Here is a 3,161-nt window from a genome sequence, read left to right on the forward strand (position 1 = left end):
CCCTAGCCACAAGTCATCCGAGACTTTTTCAACAGGCACCGGTTCGGTCCTCCAGTGCGTGTTACCGCACCTTCAACCTGCTCATGGCTAGATCACCCGGTTTCGGGTCTAAAGCAACGAACTCAAAACGCCCTGTTCAGACTCGCTTTCGCTGCGCCTCCACCTATCGGCTTAAGCTTGCTCGTTACTTTAAGTCGCTGACCCATTATACAAAAGGTACGCGGTCACCCAGGACGAACCTTGGGCTCCCACTGTTTGTAAGCATCCGGTTTCAGGAACTGTTTCACTCCCCTCGTCGGGGTGCTTTTCACCTTTCCCTCACGGTACTAGTACACTATCGGTCGCTGAGGAGTACTTAGGCTTGGAGGGTGGTCCCCCCATGTTCAGACAGGATTTCACGTGTCCCGCCCTACTCATATCCCACATTCACCCTGATCCGTACGGGGCTATCACCCGATCTCGCCCACCTTTCCATGTGGTTCCGGTAAAGATCATGCAGGCATTGGCCTGGTCCGCGTTCGCTCGCCACTACTAACGGAGTCTCGTTGATGTCCTTTCCTCCGGGTACTTAGATGTTTCAGTTCCCCGGGTTCGCTTTAAACCCCTATGAATTCAGAGTTTAATACCTTCATCTGACCCTCCGTAGTGCAACACCACCTCGCGATGACGTCACAATACAAAGGGTCGAAGGTGGGTTTCCCCATTCGGAAATCCTCGGATCAAAGCTCGTTCGCAGCTCCCCAAGGCTTATCGCAGCGTACCACGTCCTTCATCGCCTCTCAGCGCCAAGGCATCCACCGAATGCTCTTACGACACTTGATTACTCTCATGATCATTGTCCGCCGCTCGGCAGCGCCGGACGATCATTCAAGAAAGACCGTCTTTGCTTTCGCAAAGACTATTTTGCTTGCCAATGCATCCGGTCCAACAGCCCTGCGGGGGCCGTCGCTGGTTGATCGGGACTAGGAGACCCGATCCGACCGCATGCATTCCTCTTTACGATTTCAAACATCCGCGCACCGCTCTCAAAGCATGAGAACGCGCACGAAGCTCTGTGACACCGGACAAACCCAAGGGCCAAAGCCAAAGGGGGAATGGTGGAGCCAGACGGGATCGAACCGACGACCTCCTGAATGCAAATCAGGCGCTCTCCCAGCTGAGCTATGGCCCCTTAAAAAAGACCACAGAAGCAAGAAGAAGGACCCAAGATGAGTGGTGGGCCTGGGACGACTCGAACGTCCGACCTCACCCTTATCAGGGGTGCGCTCTAACCACCTGAGCTACAGGCCCGCAACTTCACGATCGGCAAAACCGCAAACCCGCGCATCCGCGAACCCGCGACACCTGACACCTGTTGTCCGGAGAGATAAGAGAAGCGAAGACGGCAATGTCCCGCATATCGGGATCTGACTGATCCCTTGTGTTCAAAAGAGTTCCGATAGAACCAACATGACGCCGGTTCGTAAGAGAACATCCTTAGAAAGGAGGTGATCCAGCCGCAGGTTCCCCTACGGCTACCTTGTTACGACTTCACCCCAGTCGCTGACCCTACCGTGGTCGCCTGCCTCCTTGCGGTTGGCGCAGCGCCGTCGGGTAAGACCAACTCCCATGGTGTGACGGGCGGTGTGTACAAGGCCCGGGAACGTATTCACCGTGGCATTCTGATCCACGATTACTAGCGATTCCACCTTCATGCACTCGAGTTGCAGAGTGCAATCCGAACTGAGACGGCTTTTTGGGATTAGCTCCCCCTCGCGGGTTCGCTGCCCATTGTCACCGCCATTGTAGCACGTGTGTAGCCCAGCCCGTAAGGGCCATGAGGACTTGACGTCATCCCCACCTTCCTCTCGGCTTATCACCGGCAGTCCCTTTAGAGTGCCCAACTGAATGATGGCAACTAAAGGCGAGGGTTGCGCTCGTTGCGGGACTTAACCCAACATCTCACGACACGAGCTGACGACAGCCATGCAGCACCTGTGTTCCGGCCAGCCGAACTGAAGAGGTGTGTCTCCACTCCCCATACCGGACATGTCAAAGGCTGGTAAGGTTCTGCGCGTTGCTTCGAATTAAACCACATGCTCCACCGCTTGTGCGGGCCCCCGTCAATTCCTTTGAGTTTTAATCTTGCGACCGTACTCCCCAGGCGGAATGCTTAAAGCGTTAGCTGCGCCACTGAACAGCAAGCTGCCCAACGGCTGGCATTCATCGTTTACGGCGTGGACTACCAGGGTATCTAATCCTGTTTGCTCCCCACGCTTTCGCGCCTCAGCGTCAGATCCGGACCAGTCAGCCGCCTTCGCCACTGGTGTTCTTGCGAATATCTACGAATTTCACCTCTACACTCGCAGTTCCACTAACCTCTTCCGGTCTCAAGCTCTACAGTATCGAAGGCAATTCTGTGGTTGAGCCACAGGCTTTCACCCCCGACTTATAAAGCCGCCTACGCGCCCTTTACGCCCAGTGATTCCGAACAACGCTAGCCCCCTTCGTATTACCGCGGCTGCTGGCACGAAGTTAGCCGGGGCTTCTTCTTCCGGTACCGTCATTATCGTCCCGGACGAAAGAGCTTTACAACCCTAAGGCCTTCATCACTCACGCGGCATGGCTGGATCAGGCTTGCGCCCATTGTCCAATATTCCCCACTGCTGCCTCCCGTAGGAGTCTGGGCCGTGTCTCAGTCCCAGTGTGGCTGATCATCCTCTCAGACCAGCTACTGATCGTCGCCTTGGTGAGCCGTTACCTCACCAACTAGCTAATCAGACGCGGGCCGATCCTTCAGCGATAAATCTTTCCCCAAAAGGGCGTATCCGGTATTAGCCCAAGTTTCCCTGGGTTATCCCAAACTGAAGGGCACGTTCCCACGCGTTACTCACCCGTCTGCCACTCACCCCGAAGGATGCGTTCGACTTGCATGTGTTAAGCCTGCCGCCAGCGTTCGTTCTGAGCCAGGATCAAACTCTCAAGTTTTAAGAATTTGATCTCGACTTCACTCTACGCAAATTGACAGAGTTCCTCCTACTCCAGGTTTCCCCAGAGCGGTGGTACTCACCAAAAGCATAGAACAGTCGATGTCTGCTTCTTCCGGTTGTCCATCACAGACAACCCGCAAGGACACCGCCGTCCACGCTTCTCTCTCTCATCTTCACTTGTCAAAGAGCAAA

General features: G+C 55.1%; 2 tRNA genes and 2 rRNA genes (1 of these 4 cut by a window edge). All 4 read right to left on the minus strand.

Annotated elements, in window-relative coordinates:
* Positions 1 to 822: ribosomal RNA gene (locus tag K9B37_RS24450) — 23S ribosomal RNA — on the minus strand (it extends 1,985 nt beyond the left edge of the window).
* 273 nt (positions 823 to 1,095) lie between these two features.
* Positions 1,096 to 1,171: transfer RNA gene (locus tag K9B37_RS24455), tRNA-Ala, on the minus strand.
* 42 nt (positions 1,172 to 1,213) lie between these two features.
* A tRNA-Ile gene (locus K9B37_RS24460) sits at positions 1,214 to 1,290 on the minus strand.
* A gap of 190 nt (positions 1,291 to 1,480) precedes the next feature.
* Positions 1,481 to 2,967 (minus strand): 16S ribosomal RNA (locus tag K9B37_RS24465).
* Together the 16S and 23S rRNA genes with 2 tRNA genes alongside form the textbook arrangement of a ribosomal RNA operon.
* Between the last annotated feature and the right edge of the window lie 194 nt (positions 2,968 to 3,161).

The sequence above is a fragment of the Microvirga puerhi genome, assembly GCF_020089865.1.
Lineage (GTDB): Bacteria > Pseudomonadota > Alphaproteobacteria > Rhizobiales > Beijerinckiaceae > Microvirga > Microvirga puerhi.